We start from the raw sequence: 14,953 nt of genomic DNA on the forward strand, positions 1-14,953 counted from the left end.
GCAATTCCCCCAGTCACCCGGTCAACATTAAAAGCACTGCATCGCTATTTTGGGGTCATAACAGTTAGCAGTTACAAATTTTTGGGCTACCTTAATGACCTTTTTTAAATTCAAAAGCAAAAACTTTTAACTCTATCACCTGTCACCTATCACCTGTCACCTGTCACCTGCTCTAACTTTCCTCTGAAGAAATCAAACGCTGATATACTCCCCCTTGCTGCCATAATTCCTCATGAGTTCCGCGCTGCACTACTTTACCGGCTTCCAAAACAATAATTTCATCACAATCCCGAATGGTACTCAAGCGATGCGCTACTAAAATACAACTACAGTTGCGCTGATGCAAATTCTCCATAATAATTTGTTCTGTCTGGGTATCTAAAGCAGAAGTCGCTTCATCCATCACCAAAATTGCCGGATTCTTCACTAAAGCACGGGCAATTTCTAGGCGTTGTTGCTGTCCGCCACTGAAGTTTACACCACCTTCCAATAGTTGACCATCATACCCTCCTGGAAGTTGTGCGATCGCTTCATGAATTGCTGCATCCTGACAAGCTTTTATTAGCTGCTCATCTGATAAAGTATCATCCCATAAAGTTAAGTTATCCCTGACTGTACCCCCAAACAGAAAAATATCTTGTTCCACCAGTGATAGAGAACTCGCCAACACCTCTCTTGGAATCTCGCTTCTGGGAATCCCATCAAAGAGAATCTCCCCTTCCCAAGGTTGATAAAGTCCACAAATGAGTTTAGCTAGGGTAGATTTTCCTGAACCACTTGCACCTACTACAGCTATCCTTTGTCCTGGTTGCAAAGATAAACTGAAGTTCTCAATCAACGGCGGATCAACATGGGAGTAACCGAAAGTGATATTCCGTAACTCTACATAACCTTGCAGCTTTGTGAGTGATATTTTAGACTGATGATTAGGGATAACTTGCGACTTCTCCACCTCTGGATCAAGAGAATTACCTAAAACATCATCTAAACGATTCAAATCCCCTTCTAATTCTTGGACGGTACTACCGAAATCAACTAAAGTATTCACAGGCTGCTGAAAACTCAGCATTAAACTTTGAAATGCCACCAACATCCCGATGCTGAGGTTGCCATCCATGACTCGCCAACCCCCAACCACTAAAATGAACATGGAAGTTAACGAGTTGAGGAGAATTGGCAAAACTCCTAATATCTGGTTCGTAACTGCCAAATCTTGCTGGGCGTTGATGGCTTTGGCATAATAACCAGACCATCGGCAAAAGAAATCTGACTCCAATGCCGATGCTTTCAAGGTTTCTATACTTTGGAGTGCGGCAATACTGACTCCATCTGCTTTCCCCCAATCTTGTACTAAGCGGAGATTAGCATCCACCCGATATCGTGCCACCCACTGCAAGGTTAACCCATTGATAGCAGCAAAACAGATGCCTATTAACGTCAGTACCCCGTCATAGGCGAACATTACTAAGGCATAAAATAATACCATCACCGCATCAATGACTGTAGTTGCCAATTGACCGGAAAGCACCTGAGCGACTTTATTATTCAAACTGGCGCGATTGCTGATTTCTCCGGCATATCTTTGGGCATAAAATCTAATAGGCAATCTGAGAATATGCCATAGGAAGCGCGTAGACATTGCTGTAGCCAGTTTAATCCTCAGCTTCCGCAAATAACGCAGTCGCAACAGTGTCAGTAATCCTTGAAATACCGTGGTGAGAAACATCCCTAAAATCAGAGGACGCAACCATTCGGTACGATTTTCCACCAACACCTGATCCACAAACACCTGACTGAACACCGGAATCGCTAAACCGGGCAGTACCAACAGAAAGCCAGCTAAAACACAGTAGAGAATGGCAGCAAATGAACCCTGTAATCGGTCGATTAATCCTGAGATGACATTGGGTTTACGTCCCCCTTCAGCAAAATCTTCTCCGGGTTCCATCACCAACACAACCCCGGTAAACCCCTCGTCAAATTCTTCCCAAGAAATTTTGCGGGGGCCAGTAGCAGGATCATTGAGGAACACCCAATGTTTATTCCATCCTTCCACTACCAGGAAGTGATTGAATTTCCAAAACACAATGTAGGGAGGATACAATTTTTGCAGTTGTTCTATGTCTTCTGCCTTAAAGCCATCGGCTTCCATGCCGTAGCGTCTAGCAGCCAAAATCAAATTAGAAGCTTTACTTCCATCACGGGAAACCCCACACTCAATGCGGAGTTCGGCTAAGGGGACAATGCGATTGTAGTAGCCAAGAATAATCGCTAAGGAAGCTGCACCGCATTCGACTGCTTCCATTTGTAAGACGGTAGGGGTTCTAACACGCACTTTTGGCAGGTATAGATTTAGTTGAATTCATAGTATCAGAAACCTTGCTGACTGAAGAAAGGCAGAAGGTTTAAGGATAATGACAAGTCGCTTCTCTACGAGACGCTACCGCGAACCCGATAGGGTATTTTGCATTTTAAATTCAAAAAATGTCAAGACGGAAGCTGCTACAGCCTGCGCGTAACACGGAAACGTGAACGCTGTAGCTCTTGCAGCCTGCGCGTAATACCAATTCTATGAGAAGCTGCACCAAATAAATTCTGTAGAGACGTTGCATGCAACGTCTCTACAACAACTGTTCCCTTTCTCCTGTACCCTATTTCCTGCTTTATACCAATTTCTGTTTAATTACTTCAGCTAAATCTGCCAATGCTACCTCTACTTGTTCACCTGTTTGCAAATCCTTGAGTGATGATTTTTGTGCGGCTGCTTCATCAGCACCAATAATCACACAGAAGCGAATCCCTTGTTTATCTGCTGCTTGGAATTGTTTACCCAAGGGACGTTTATCAAAGTTAGTCACAACATTAATACCTGCTTGGCGTAATTGCTGCGAAACTTTTAAATAAGTCGGCATTAAATCTTCTTGCATATTTACTACCACTACCTGCGCTGGTGTTGCAGGTAAGGTATTGAGAATACCAGCTTTCAGTAAGCGACTAATTAAGCGAGTTAATCCAATAGAAATGCCAACTCCCGGCATTTTCTCACCTAAAAACATCCCGACTAATTCTTCATATCTGCCACCGGAGCAGATACTGCCTAAAGCTTCATGTCCTATGAGGGTAGTTTCGTAAACTGTGCCAGTATAGTAGTTTAAACCACGGGCAATAGACAAATCAATACAAAAACGTTTATCCGGCACTGCCAGATTCCGCACACCTGCAATTACTGTTTCTAATTCGCCGACACCTAAACTAAATTGTTCACATTCTGGCAAGTTTCGTGAGAGGTGTTTAAGTTTATCTAACACTTCATCAACATCACCATCGATTTTGATAAAATCAACAATCTTTTGTGTTTGCTCTGGATTAATCCCTTCTTTCTCTAATTCTAGCTTAACTTTAGCTTCGCCAATTTTTTCGAGATTATCAATAATGCCAATACAAGATTTAATTTGAGTTTCTGATATCGCTAAAGACTGGAAAAATCCAGTTAAAATTTTGCGATTGTTAATGCGAATTACAAAGTCACCAATATTAACTGCCTCAAAGATTTCTGTGATAATTGCTGGCATTTGGGCATCATACAATAGGCTGAGTTCACGCCGCCCTACGACATCAATATCACACTGACGAAATTGGCGAAACCGCCCATCTTTAGCTCGTTCCCCTCGAAAAACTACATCCATTTGGTAACGAGCAAAGGGAAAGGTTAAGTCATTTAGGTGACGGGCAATATACGCTGCTAAAGGCACAGTTTGGTCAAATTTTAAAGCTCTAGCTTCTGAACCTGTTTCACCTGATTTATCTTTTTCTGCTTGGCGATTGGGTGGCAGAATCGGGTCTATACCATAAATAATATTGTCGCCTTGATTGCCTTTAGCTTGCAAGACTTCTAACCTTTCTACTGCGGGAGTTTCAATAGGTGTGAATCCATAGCTTTCATAAACTCTACGGATGGTATCTAGTAAATATAATTCTAAGCGTTTTTCACTGGGCAGAAATTCAGGAAAGCCACTAGGAGTAGAAAAGTTTATTTTGTCACTTTTTGCCATGCGTTTACCTTATCAAGTCGCAACTTGAAATTATTACCAATTATTTAAGAATAATATGTTGCTATTTCAGTTTTACAGAAAATTGTGCGATCGCTCATGGAACGCACCTCAGATTTATCTGAAAATAGCAGCTTACTATTTTAGCCTTTCTTCCTGGATAATAGTACGTTGGTATATTTGATGATTTTTGAACCAATGCCATGTGCGAGCGCGATGATTATTATCTGGACTAATTTGAATCATTTCATATAAGTACATTTCTGGTACTGTTTTGTAAGCAAACCACAAAATTACTGTAGAGTCGTCTATTTCCCAAGCTTTGCCTTGAATGCGTTCTGTATCAAACCACAGGGTTTGATCACGATAAGTTCCAGGAAATTGATGTTCTTCCTGTTTACCATTAGCCCACTTGTAGCGATTAATTTGGTAGTAAGGATAGGGGCTATCTTCTGGGAATTGACAACTTAAATGAGATTCATGTTGATCAAGAATTTTTCCTGATGTATCGATTAAAGTGTATATCCCAATCCAATCACCTTCATGACGGGCAAGTACAGGCATTCCTTCTTTAATGTTAGACATTTTTAAATCCTGATAATATTCGGCTTTAAGTCGTCGTTGTAGGGTGTGTTAACGCGACAGCGTAACGCACCTTGTATAAATCTAGGTGGTGCGTTAGGCTTAACGCCATAATGCACACTACATGACAACTATTGAATTATCACCCATGATCAAACCACCAAGGGTCATGGGCAGAGTTAGTTTTAATTAAAAATGCCTGTTTTCGCATAAATCGCTTGAGGGCTGCTGCACCCATGCGGGAACCGCCCAAACCTGAGAATTTGAAGGCGTTTTTCTCTCCTTCATACATGATCGCAGTCAGAGCCGCATCATTAATACTAATAGCACCTGCCTGGATTTGCCGAGCAACGGGTAGGGCTTCTTCTTCCGAACCAGCAAACACGGCTGCACTGAGTCCATATATGGCATCGTTGGCTAAGTATACCGCTTCTTCAACACTGGGAAATGGCATCACAGGCATAATGGGGCCGAAAGTTTCTTCGGTCATTACTTTCATGGAATGATTGACTTGGGTTAGCACCGTGGGACGACACCACCAACCACCGCCTAATTCCTCAACTTTACCACCGCAGTGGATGACTGCACCCTTGTCTACTGCATCAGTAAGATGATTTTTGATAATTTCGGCTTGCTTTTCGGCGATAATAGGGCCAATTTGTCCACTTTCAACGTTGGGGTAGGCTAGCTGAAGACGATGAGCTTTAGCTATAAGTTGATGATAAAACTCCTCAAATATAGATTCAGCAACGTAAATTCTCTCAATGGAGAGACATGATTGCCCAGTATTGACGACAGCACCCCACAAAATCGCTGATGTAGCTAAGTCTAAGTCAGCTGATTCTAAAACGATCGCTGGATCTTTCCCTCCCAATTCTAAAAACGCCGGGATAAAGCGTTTTGCTGCGGCTTCTGCAACTTTTCGTCCTGTAACAACACTACCCGTAAAACAAATCACATCTACATAGTCAATTAAAGCTGCTCCCGTCTCCCCTGCGCCCTCAAGAAAAATTAAGACATCTCGTAGGTTGGGAACGTTATTGAGTGCTATTAATAAAGGCGCAACAAAACGAGGAGCAATTTCACTAGGTTTAACAATTACAGCACAACCCGCCAGCAACGCCGGGATGGTATCAATCATCGACAGCAACAAGGGAAAATTCCACGGACTAATTACCCCAACTAAGCTGTAGGGAACTGATGTTTGTTGCAAGGCGATAAACGGGATGCTGGTATTTTTAGCAGATTCTTGCAGTAAATCGGGTGCTAAATCACACCAACGGTCAATACTGGCCAGGAAAGAATCAATTTCTAATATTGATATGGATAATCTACCGGTATCATTAACTAAAGCTTCTGTCAGTTGTTGGCGTTCAGACAATATCGCTTGCTTCCATTCCTGTAAGGCTGCAATTCTACCTTCTACACCCAGTTGATACCAGCGAGTTTGCGCCCGCCGCGCCCGGTTACATTGCTGTGCTAGCAACCTAGGTGGAGGCGGGATAATTACATAATCAAATTTGCCAGTACGAGGATTGCGTACTTCTATGGGGTTAGTCATTGGGGACTGGGGACTGGGGATTGGGGACTGGGGACTGGGGACTGGGGATTGGGGATTGGGGATTGGGGACTGGGGATTGGGGATTGGGGATTGGGAACTGGGAACTGGGTAAAAATTCTCCCTTGCCTCCCCTGCCTCCCCTGCCTCCCCTGCCCCTCTGCCCCCTGCCCCTCTGCTCCCTATCAAATTATCCCCAACTCGCTCAAACGTTTAATAGTTTGCTCTTGGGTTTGGATAAAATGTTTGCGGTCTACTGCTGGATTTAGCATGGTGTTGGGTGGGTAAAATTTTGACTGGTTGTAACTTTGAGCATATAATTCCCATCGCTGACGGGAAAGTAAATTATTTAACCCTGGACGGTGGCGATCGCGCCTTAATCCTACTAAATCTATCTCTGCAAATGCTGCCATACTTTCCCCTGCACCTGTCTCTGCTAATACTATCCCACGATGGTCGATGATTTTTGAGCCACCATCTACTGAACCACTAGGGATAGAACTATTACTTAGTCCACCAGTATTTGCTGACACTACATAAGCCATATTTTCTACGGCGCGGGTGATTTTGGCTGCGTCTTTAACGCTGAGATTTTTACTATAAACTTCGGAGGTGGAATGCAGAAAAATTTCTGCACCACGCATGGCTAAACACCTCGCAACTTCTGGGTATAAAATTTCCTCTGAAGCTAAAGCCGCTAAGTTACCAATGGCAGTTTTCGCTACGGGGAAAACTCCTTCTAAGCCGTAGCAATCCAGGTATTTATCCCAAACATCATGGGGTGTAGGGGCAAACATGGAATTTAGCCGCCGATATCTCAAGACAACTGTACCAGATGGATCAATGACAAAGCAGGTTTGAAAGTACAAACCCGGAAAATTGGGATCAAGTTCGTAGGCGTTACCAGCTAAAAATATTTGATATTTTTGGGCAATTTTACCAAGGGCTTCATATTCAGCACCGTCCATTTCTAAACAGGCTTTGTTTGCCCATGCTTCCATAGATTCCCCCATAGGAAAACCTGTGAGGAAGTATTCTGGTAGGACAATTAAACGACAGTCAAAACCAATAAATGCAATACTGGCGGCGATTTGTTGTGCCAAGCGGGTGATAGTTTTTTGCATCAGTAACCCGACTTCTTGGCGATCGCGTGCTTGATTGACGGCATGACAAGTAACCTGCAATGCCAAAGCACGAAATGATTCGATAGTATCAGTATTATTCGCCATGCTCGCTGCTGTATTAAGATTGCCTATCAAGTAAGTATACGATCGCCACCCCAAAGCGATCGCACCAGTTTATCTGTCATTGCTTCGCCAAAGAACCGCACAGCCACTTGATTATCTGGATCACGTTCTGCGATCGTTCGCCTTACAAATAAGTCCCGTTCAGCTAATGCGGGGCGTTCCGACTCTGCTACAACTTCGGCTGTATCTACCCAAGACAACCACCGATCCAGCATTTCATGGGCAACTGTGCGAACTAAAGCTAAGGTTTCCTCATGTTCTGGAAATGTGTAACACAAACTGGTGTGAGATTGGGCTTGCCGGATATATAAAGTTTTACTAATAAATGGTTCAAAACGTGAATCGGCCTGTAGTCTCAGGTATGTTTGGTTAACGGGTTCATAGTAGCGATCGAGATATTCTATGTCAATAAATAAATCAGTACGCGGAATGTAATCCATGTAAAATAAAATGCCTAGTTGCGGAAACGTACTAAAGGCACAAGCCAAATGAGGGACGCGGATGTGTGGTTTTAGCCAAACTGTTAGGTGCATATTGCTAAAGCCAGAAATCGGATCGCGTAGCCATGAATGCACTAACCAATCGATTTCTGCACCAGAAAAAGTATTGAGTGAGCCGTGAGCAGCGCCCACCTGAGCAGAGTAACTGTGTAATTCTTGGGTAGAAGAATCGGGATGTGTCTCAAACCGAGCATCTAATTTCTGCCGCAGTTCTTGTGTAATATTCCATAAATACTCAAATACGACTGTATTATCTAACATAGTTTGCTGTTCCAGCATAGTTTGCACAGACTCCCTTAGTGTGAATGCCAACAAGGTTAACTGAGACGCAAAACCTGCACATCTCACTTGCGCCAGAATTTATCTTGACCTTGATTTTTTGTTCTCTGTGTTCTTAAATTACGAATTACGCGTTCAAAATTACTCACCATGTCTTCTAGCCAAACACTGCGACAGTTACTAGCACGTCCTGAAATTATCGTGATTCCCGGTGTCTATGACTGTCTCAGTGCCAAGTTGGCTCAAAAGATAGGTTTTGAGGTAGTGGCTACCAGTGGTTTTGGGATTGCGGCTTCTACTTTAGGTTTACCAGATTATGGTTTTCTCACCGCTACCGAAATGCTCTACAGTATAGGGCGAATTGCTCAATCGGTGAGTGTTCCCTTAATTGCAGATTTAGATACCGGTTATGGCAATGCTTTAAATGTGATGCGGACTATCAAGGATGCTGTGCAGTTGGATGTGGCGGGTGTGTTGCTAGAAGATCAAGAATGGCCGAAAAAGTGTGGTCATTTTGAAGGGAAGCGAGTTATCCCCACAGCCGAACACGCCGGAAAAATTAGAGCCGCAGTTGAGGCGCGGGGTGATAGTGGTTTAGTAATTATTGCCCGTACTGATGCCCGTGCGCCACTGGGTTTAGAGGAAGCGATCGCTCGTGGTCGTGCTTACATTGCCGCCGGAGCCGATATACTCTTTGTAGAAGCACCGCAATCTGTAGAAGAATTACAAGCGATCGCAGCAGCTTTCCCTGATGTCCCATTAGTCGCTAACATCGTTGAAGGTGGTAAAACTCCCTCACTTACGGCGGCTGAGTTACAAAATTTAGGTTTTAAAATCGTCTTTTTCCCCCTCACTGGGTTATTAGCAGTCACCGAAACACTCACCAATTGTTTAACTCATTTGAAACAACAGGGAACTACAGCTAATTTGAATAATTTAGTTAATTTTCAAGATTTTCAAGAACTCGTAGGCGTTCCCCGATTTCTGCAAATGGAAAAAAAGTTTAAGTAAGTTAGCATCAGGAAAACGCATGATCTCTGGCGCTCTTCTTTGCGCCTCTGCGTGAGCTTTTAAAATCTGAATAAGCAACACCAAAGTATTAATACAAAAAACTCAAAATAAGAAGTAGCAATTTACGCAGAGATTTACAACCTTATATGGAAGCGAAAATAACTGAGCAAAGATTCCGATTAATTACATAACTGTACCGCGTGTAGCTTCAGTATCAATTGGCTTGATGAGATACAACCGCAACATATTCCAAAAGATGGCGATCGCGGGTGGGATTCTTTGGAAAAATTTCACAAATTTGGGCAATTTATTCTTTTGAATTGCCACTAATTTCAAGTTATTTTCCGAACACTGTTCTAATCGCCAGAAAAATTCCGGGTGATTGGTATTCAAGATGATAGGAAATGCTCTGGCTGAGGTATTATTAGTTTCTTGAATGACTCTGTTGTTGTACTTGCGGGGATGGATACCAATGGCTTCGTAAAAGCTAGCCCGTTCAAATACGGTCATTGTATGGGTAGCAAACACAGTTAATAAAAAGAAACGCACCCATAAGCGAGCCTTCCAACTTTTCCATAATTTGGGCTGCGATCGCAACACTGCTTTAAAGAAATCCCCGTGGCGATTCTCATCTTGACACCAACTCTCAAACTTACGGAATAGCGGATAAAACTGATATTCTGGATGCTCCTGCATATGCTTATGCACCAAAATATACCGCCAGTAACCAATTTTCTCCGATAGGTAGACTGTGTAAATTACCCACTCTGGCGGGAAAAAGGTATATGTGCGGTTTTTGGTTAAATAGTTTAAGTCTAGGGAAAGATTTAAATCCGCCATTGATTTATTCAAAAATCCCGCATGGCGTGCTTCATCCCGTGCCATATAATTAAAGGCCTCTGCCAACAAGGGATTACGGTCTTTAATACGGCGTGATAGCTCTTTAAACAACAGAAATCCAGAAAACTCGGAAGTACAAGAACGCTCTAAAAAGTCAATAAAAGCCCGGCGCTTTTCCCCAGTAATGTGATCCCAATTTTGCTTAAACTCATCATCACGCACAAAGTGATGACGGTTGTAGTCCGCCCGCAGTTCTTCGACAATTGCCCGAATCTCCGTCTCATTGGCTAAAATATCCAAATTTGCCACTGCATCAAAGTCGGTGGTGTAAAACCGGGGTGTTAATAATGTTTCCTGAACAGGTGCTTTCACACCTGGCTTTAGCGTCTGAGGCTCTGGAGTTGCAAGAGTATTAACCATGAGACTCCTTGATTTTTAAGGTTTTAATAACTATATAAACATAAAATTATATTTGGACACATCAGTTAAAAAATCTGGGGATTGGGATAGATAAATACAGGTGACAGGTGACAGGTGACAGCAAAAGGTGTTGCTTTTAATTGTTGCTCAAACAAAATGGTTGCAGAGACTTGCTGCAAGAGATGTTGCTCAATCCCCAGTCCCCAATCCCCAGTCCCCATATATTTCATTAAATGAAGAGAAATATAAAAAAATATTAATAGCTATGTAGTTATACAAGCATTAATAGTTAAATGAGTTTGGGAGATATGAAAACAGCCAAGATCTGTATCGAGAGTGATAGTTGCTAGATAGTGTCATACAGATCCTTTCTAAACCCAGAATAACAATCCTTTCACCTTGACATTGACTGTTAATTGGCAGCCATCGTGCGTCTGTCAGCGTGACTGCCTGAAAACTGAAAAATTAAGGAAGCAACAATGAGTAGCAATTTAGCTGTCAAACTGCGTTCTGGCACTCAAAAAGCTCACACAGCAGCAGAAAACGTGGGATTCATGAAATGTTTTTTGAAGGGAGTTGTAGATAAGGAGTGCTTTGCCAAGTTTTTGAGCAATTTGTATTTTGTCTACAGTGAACTAGAAACTGCTATCCAAAGTCATGCTCGTCATCCGATAGTTGGTGCAGTTTACTTCCCCGAACTCAATCGTCAAGCTGCTTTAGAAACAGACATGGTATTTTACTATGGTAGTGAGTGGCGCAGTCTTATTACACCCTCAACCAGCGCCCAGGCATACATCAACCGCATTCGAGAACTTTCTGCTCATGATCCTGCCTTGCTGATTGGCCATAGCTATACCCGCTACATGGGGGATCTATCTGGGGGGCAAATGCTGCAAAAAATTGCTCAGTCAACTTTGAGGTTGTCAGGCTACGAAGGCACATCTTTCTATAATTTTGAGCAAATTCCTGACAAGAAAGTATTTAAAGATCAGTATCGTCAGGCATTAGACTCATTAACTATTGATGATGCCACAGGCGATCGCATCGTTGCAGAAGCAAATATTGCTTTCCAATTCAATATGCAAATGGCTAGAGAACTAGAGGGAAGTTTAATCAAAGCGATTGGTCAAGTAGTGTTTAATAGCTTAACTCACAACAGTAACCCCGGTAGCACTGAAGCACCTGCAATGTGAGGAAAGCAGGGGACAGGTGACAGGTGACAGGTTACAGGCAATAGTGAAGAAAAGGGAGCGTTTCTTTTTCTCTACACCCTTATGCCCCCACTCCCTACTCCCCACTCCCCACTCCCCACTCCCCACTCCCCACTTTTAGTTTAAATCGACACATCACACTCTAGCATTGATATTTAAACTAGAAAACAGCTAGGCTGTCACAGACTTTTAAGCTAACAACGAAAGCATGAAAGTCTTTGTCTTTCTTCCCAGTCCCCAATCCCCAATCTCATATATCCTTAAGACCAACCACCAGTCAACGATAGCGGAAGTAAAAGTAAATCAGCAAAATTTAAAAACTTAGTAAAAATGAGTTTTTAAATTGTGTAGGTGTGCCTTTATGTAGGGAATTCCGCAAAGTAGCACTAGGTGGTGTGGTCAAAGTACCCTGGAGGCTTTGATGGTTTTTATTTCATCTGGTGTCAAATTTGATTTGGATTTGATTCAAAAGTATGACACTCCTGCACCTAGATACACGAGTTACCCACCAGCTACACAGTTAGCGGAAGGATTTACCGAGAAAGATTTTCGCAACGCGATCGCCGCCTCAAATCACAGAAAATCACCTCTGTCTTTGTATTTCCATATTCCTTTTTGTCAGAGTGCTTGTTACTTTTGCGGTTGCAATACAGTAATTTCTAACAATAAGAATATTGCCAAACCTTACTTAGAAAATTTGGCGCGAGAAATTGCACATACAGCATCATTGATTGATCACGGTAGAAAGGTACTGCAAATTCATTGGGGTGGTGGTACACCCAATTATTTAGATTGTGAGCAAGTAGAATTTTTGTGGCGACAAATTACTAGCAATTTTAACCTTGATCCACAAGCAGAAGTTTCTATTGAGATTAATCCCCGCTACGTTGATGAAGATTACATTTTCTTTCTCAGAGAAATAGGGTTTAATCGGATTAGTTTTGGTATCCAAGATTTTAACCCCCAGGTGCAATTAGCTGTTAACCGCGTCCAGCCGGAAGAAATGTTATTTGATGTCATGAGTTGGATTAAAGCGGCTAAGTTTACAAGTGTAAATGTAGACCTAATTTATGGTTTACCCTATCAAAGTTTACAAACCTTTCGCGACACGGTGAAAAAGACTATTGCCTTAGATCCTGACCGGATTGTTGTGTTTAACTTTGCCTATGTACCTTGGTTAAAACCAGCCCAAAAAAATATTCCTGTGGCAGCTTTACCGCAACCACAAGAAAAGTTAGAAATTCTCAAAATGACCATTGAAGAACTGACGAATAGCCAGTATTTATTTATTGGGATGGATCATTTTGCTAAGGCTAACGATGAGCTAGCGATCGCACAACGTCACCGCACCCTTCAGCGTAACTTCCAAGGCTATACCACCCACGCAGGTACTGACCTCTTTGGTTTTGGTGCTACATCTATCAGTATGCTGCATGATGCTTATGTCCAAAATCATAAGCATTTAAAAGATTATTACCAAGCGGTTGCAGCAGATGTTTTACCTGTGAATAAAGGAATTAAACTTACGCCCGATGATATTATCAGACGCGATGTCATCATGTGCATCATGTCTAATTTCCAACTGCACAAGCACGAAATAGCAGAAAAATATCACATCAATTTTGATCAATATTTTGCCCATGAACTAAATTTATTAGAGCCATTAGCTGCTGACGGACTTGTGCATTTATCTACTAACCACATCCAAATTACAGATATTGGTCGGTTATTGGTAAGGAATATTGCTGTTGTCTTTGATAACCATAATCAAATGCAAGAAAAACAATTCTCCCGCGCCATATAATACTGATGATTTTAAGTTCGTAGTCAGGACTAAAGTCCTGACTTGTTCGCTTAGGGTTTCGTTCGCCTAGCATCCCCTACTCCTATGGTAAAGCAAGCCATAAGACTCATATTTGATTTTTGTTGGCGTAGCCTACGCTGGCGCATCAAAATTCAGTATGCCTAATAATCTGTTAGATATATTAATTTGTTTATATATAAATTATCGGAAAACTTTTCACATTGATTCACTATATCTATCTTTTGACTTCAAAAGTTACTTCATCTGGCAGAAATAAGACTAAATTAAAGCTGTTAATCTGAGTAAAGATAAAACTTTTGAGGAGATTATATGAATATTATTGCGTGGGTAATCTTAGGACTATTGGCTGGTGCGATCGCTAAGGCGATTTATCCAGGACATCAAGGTGGTGGTATCCTTGGCACAATGATTTTAGGTATCATCGGCGCATTTATCGGTGGTAGTTTGTATAGCCTATTTGCAACAGGAACGTTACAACTGACGGCGACTGGTTTAAGTATTCCCGGACTGTTAATAGCCATCATTGGGGCAATGATTGCCATCTACCTATGGGGATTAATCAGCAGAAGCCGCAGCGTCTAGTTGCATAAGTCAATAGTAAACAGACAAGGTGTCAAGGAAAAGTTTTTTGCAAGAAATCAAGCTGGCAAATTGCAACGCTTGATTAATTTTCTTGCTGTTGAAATTAATTGCAGAGGCAGCTCATGTTTTTCCATAAAAAAGAGCCTATTCATACAGTAAAGATTGATGAAGCTAATCCACGTTTTGCTCAGTTACTTTTAGAGCAATTCGGGGGAGCAACAGGAGAATTATCAGCAGCGTTGCAATATTGGGTACAATCATTTCACGTTGAAAATGCTGGAATTCGCGATATGTTGCAAGACATTGCCATCGAAGAATTTGGGCATTTAGAGATGGTTGGTAGACTCATCGAAGGTCACACTAAAAATGTGGATCAAACAGAGGCTTATAAAAGCACTCTCTTTGCTGTCAGAGGTATGGGGCCTCACTTTCTTGATAGTCAAGGTAATGCTTGGACAGCAAATTACGTCAATGAAGGTGGCGACGTTGTGCGAGATTTGAGAGCTAATATTGCAGCTGAAGCTGGCGCTCGTCAAACCTACGAAGAGTTAATTAAACTATGTCCCGATCAAGGAACTAAAGACACTTTAGTTCATTTGCTCACAAGAGAAGTGTCTCATACCCAAATGTTTATGAAGGCTCTAGACTCATTGGGTAAGTTAACAGATCCCTTATTTGGTAATATTCAGCCAGATGAAACTGTAGATATTTACTACAATCTGTCTACTAATGGCAATGGTCATGATGAACGTGGCCCTTGGAATTCAGAGCCTACATTCAAATACATTGCTAACCCATTGGAAAGACGTTCTTAATTGCAAGCAGATAGAGGAAGTAGGGGAGTAGGGG

General features: G+C 42.1%; 13 protein-coding genes. 5 read left to right on the forward strand and 8 right to left on the reverse strand.

What is annotated here, in order from left to right:
- Window positions 1-172 precede the first annotated feature (172 nt).
- The 6 genes from NOS7524_RS16570 to NOS7524_RS16595 form a co-directional block, all read right to left on the reverse strand.
- Window positions 173-2,305, reverse strand: a complete 2,133-nt coding sequence (locus NOS7524_RS16570) for an NHLP family bacteriocin export ABC transporter peptidase/permease/ATPase subunit (RefSeq protein ID WP_442789479.1) — start codon at window positions 2,303-2,305, stop codon at window positions 173-175.
- Between the two features lie 358 nt (window positions 2,306-2,663).
- Window positions 2,664-4,052, reverse strand: coding sequence for a histidine--tRNA ligase (hisS, locus tag NOS7524_RS16575; protein ID WP_015139642.1), 1,389 nt, complete (start codon window positions 4,050-4,052; stop codon window positions 2,664-2,666).
- Between the two features lie 135 nt (window positions 4,053-4,187).
- A complete protein-coding gene (locus NOS7524_RS16580) occupies window positions 4,188-4,634 on the reverse strand; it encodes a DUF3598 family protein (protein WP_015139643.1) in 447 nt (148 codons plus the stop codon).
- Between the two features lie 139 nt (window positions 4,635-4,773).
- On the reverse strand, window positions 4,774-6,192 hold the full coding sequence (locus NOS7524_RS16585) for an aldehyde dehydrogenase family protein (RefSeq protein ID WP_015139644.1): 1,419 nt from the start codon (window positions 6,190-6,192) through the stop codon (window positions 4,774-4,776).
- 182 nt (window positions 6,193-6,374) lie between these two features.
- On the reverse strand, window positions 6,375-7,418 hold the full coding sequence (locus NOS7524_RS16590; RefSeq protein WP_015139645.1) for a nitrilase-related carbon-nitrogen hydrolase: 1,044 nt from the start codon (window positions 7,416-7,418) through the stop codon (window positions 6,375-6,377).
- A 26-nt stretch (window positions 7,419-7,444) separates the two neighbouring features.
- Entirely contained in the window at window positions 7,445-8,215 is a 771-nt protein-coding gene (locus NOS7524_RS16595; RefSeq protein ID WP_015139646.1) for a Red chlorophyll catabolite reductase (RCC reductase), read from the reverse strand.
- A gap of 150 nt (window positions 8,216-8,365) precedes the next feature.
- On the opposite strand from NOS7524_RS16595, the gene NOS7524_RS16600 reads away from it, so the two are divergent.
- Window positions 8,366-9,226 (forward strand): isocitrate lyase/PEP mutase family protein, encoded by an 861-nt coding sequence (locus tag NOS7524_RS16600; protein WP_015139647.1) that lies wholly within the window; start codon window positions 8,366-8,368, stop codon window positions 9,224-9,226.
- A gap of 183 nt (window positions 9,227-9,409) precedes the next feature.
- Here the strand turns inward: NOS7524_RS16600 and acsF are convergent, their stop codons facing one another.
- Window positions 9,410-10,486 (reverse strand): magnesium-protoporphyrin IX monomethyl ester (oxidative) cyclase, encoded by a 1,077-nt coding sequence (acsF, locus tag NOS7524_RS16605; protein ID WP_015139648.1) that lies wholly within the window; start codon window positions 10,484-10,486, stop codon window positions 9,410-9,412.
- A gap of 65 nt (window positions 10,487-10,551) precedes the next feature.
- On the reverse strand, window positions 10,552-10,716 hold the full coding sequence (locus NOS7524_RS30145) for a hypothetical protein (protein WP_015139649.1): 165 nt from the start codon (window positions 10,714-10,716) through the stop codon (window positions 10,552-10,554).
- A gap of 249 nt (window positions 10,717-10,965) precedes the next feature.
- Between NOS7524_RS30145 and NOS7524_RS16610 the strand changes: the two genes are divergently transcribed.
- From NOS7524_RS16610 to NOS7524_RS16625, 4 genes are all read left to right on the forward strand, one after another.
- Window positions 10,966-11,679 (forward strand): biliverdin-producing heme oxygenase, encoded by a 714-nt coding sequence (locus tag NOS7524_RS16610; RefSeq protein WP_015139650.1) that lies wholly within the window; start codon window positions 10,966-10,968, stop codon window positions 11,677-11,679.
- A gap of 439 nt (window positions 11,680-12,118) precedes the next feature.
- Window positions 12,119-13,501 carry an oxygen-independent coproporphyrinogen III oxidase gene (gene hemN, locus NOS7524_RS16615; protein WP_015139651.1) on the forward strand — a complete coding sequence of 461 codons (1,383 nt, stop codon included), beginning with the start codon at window positions 12,119-12,121 and terminating at the stop codon, window positions 13,499-13,501.
- A 330-nt stretch (window positions 13,502-13,831) separates the two neighbouring features.
- A complete protein-coding gene (locus NOS7524_RS16620) occupies window positions 13,832-14,104 on the forward strand; it encodes a GlsB/YeaQ/YmgE family stress response membrane protein (RefSeq protein WP_015139652.1) in 273 nt (90 codons plus the stop codon).
- A gap of 122 nt (window positions 14,105-14,226) precedes the next feature.
- Window positions 14,227-14,919, forward strand: a complete 693-nt coding sequence (locus NOS7524_RS16625; protein WP_015139653.1) for a manganese catalase family protein — start codon at window positions 14,227-14,229, stop codon at window positions 14,917-14,919.
- Window positions 14,920-14,953 lie beyond the last annotated feature (34 nt).

The organism is Nostoc sp. PCC 7524 (genome assembly GCF_000316645.1).
Lineage (GTDB): Bacteria > Cyanobacteriota > Cyanobacteriia > Cyanobacteriales > Nostocaceae > Trichormus.

Excerpts from the sequence above, each read along its gene's own strand:
- NOS7524_RS16625 (WP_015139653.1), top strand. The coding sequence starts at position 14,227 with ATGTTTTTCCATAAAAAAGAGCCTATTCATACAGTAAAGATTGATGAA.
- hisS (WP_015139642.1), bottom strand. The coding sequence starts at position 4,052 with ATGGCAAAAAGTGACAAAATAAACTTTTCTACTCCTAGTGGCTTTCCT.
- hemN (WP_015139651.1), top strand. The coding sequence starts at position 12,119 with ATGGTTTTTATTTCATCTGGTGTCAAATTTGATTTGGATTTGATTCAA.
- NOS7524_RS16570 (WP_442789479.1), bottom strand. The coding sequence starts at position 2,305 with ATGGAAGCAGTCGAATGCGGTGCAGCTTCCTTAGCGATTATTCTTGGC.
- NOS7524_RS16590 (WP_015139645.1), bottom strand. The coding sequence starts at position 7,418 with ATGGCGAATAATACTGATACTATCGAATCATTTCGTGCTTTGGCATTG.
- NOS7524_RS16620 (WP_015139652.1), top strand. The coding sequence starts at position 13,832 with ATGAATATTATTGCGTGGGTAATCTTAGGACTATTGGCTGGTGCGATC.
- NOS7524_RS16585 (WP_015139644.1), bottom strand. The coding sequence starts at position 6,192 with ATGACTAACCCCATAGAAGTACGCAATCCTCGTACTGGCAAATTTGAT.
- NOS7524_RS16580 (WP_015139643.1), bottom strand. The coding sequence starts at position 4,634 with ATGTCTAACATTAAAGAAGGAATGCCTGTACTTGCCCGTCATGAAGGT.
- NOS7524_RS16600 (WP_015139647.1), top strand. The coding sequence starts at position 8,366 with ATGTCTTCTAGCCAAACACTGCGACAGTTACTAGCACGTCCTGAAATT.
- NOS7524_RS16595 (WP_015139646.1), bottom strand. The coding sequence starts at position 8,215 with ATGCTGGAACAGCAAACTATGTTAGATAATACAGTCGTATTTGAGTAT.
- NOS7524_RS30145 (WP_015139649.1), bottom strand. The coding sequence starts at position 10,716 with ATGAAATATATGGGGACTGGGGATTGGGGACTGGGGATTGAGCAACAT.
- NOS7524_RS16610 (WP_015139650.1), top strand. The coding sequence starts at position 10,966 with ATGAGTAGCAATTTAGCTGTCAAACTGCGTTCTGGCACTCAAAAAGCT.
- acsF (WP_015139648.1), bottom strand. The coding sequence starts at position 10,486 with ATGGTTAATACTCTTGCAACTCCAGAGCCTCAGACGCTAAAGCCAGGT.